The organism is Paraburkholderia sp. SIMBA_054 (genome assembly GCF_046534875.1).
GTDB classification, from domain to species: Bacteria; Pseudomonadota; Gammaproteobacteria; order Burkholderiales; family Burkholderiaceae; genus Paraburkholderia; species Paraburkholderia hospita.
In genome coordinates this window covers 1-332 of sequence record NZ_JAWRXV010000423.1, presented here as the reverse complement: position 1 = coordinate 332, position 332 = coordinate 1, and the positions used below count along the sequence as shown (strand labels likewise).

Genomic DNA, 332 nt, shown 5'->3' with positions numbered 1-332 from the left:
GCCTCGAACTGGTGAAGGACTACGGCTGGGTGACGATCATCGCGAAGCCGCTGTTCTGGCTGCTCGAAAAGATCCACAGCTATGTCGGCAACTGGGGCTGGGCAATCGTGTTGCTCACGCTGCTGATCAAGGCGGTGTTTTTCCCGCTGTCGGCCGCGAGCTACAAGTCGATGGCGCGCATGAAGGCGATCACGCCGCGCATGCAGGCGCTGCGCGAACGCTTCAAGGGCGATCCGCAGAAGATGAACGCCGCGCTCATGGAACTGTACAAGACCGAGAAGGTGAATCCGTTCGGCGGCTGTCTGCCGGTCGTGATCCAGATTCCGGTGTTC

Annotated in this window: 1 protein-coding gene; it reads left to right on the top strand. The window is 60.5% G+C overall.

The window, feature by feature from the left end:
• A partial coding sequence (yidC, locus tag SB822_RS55755) for a membrane protein insertase YidC (protein WP_410858932.1) occupies nucleotides 1-332 on the top strand: 332 nt, incomplete at both ends.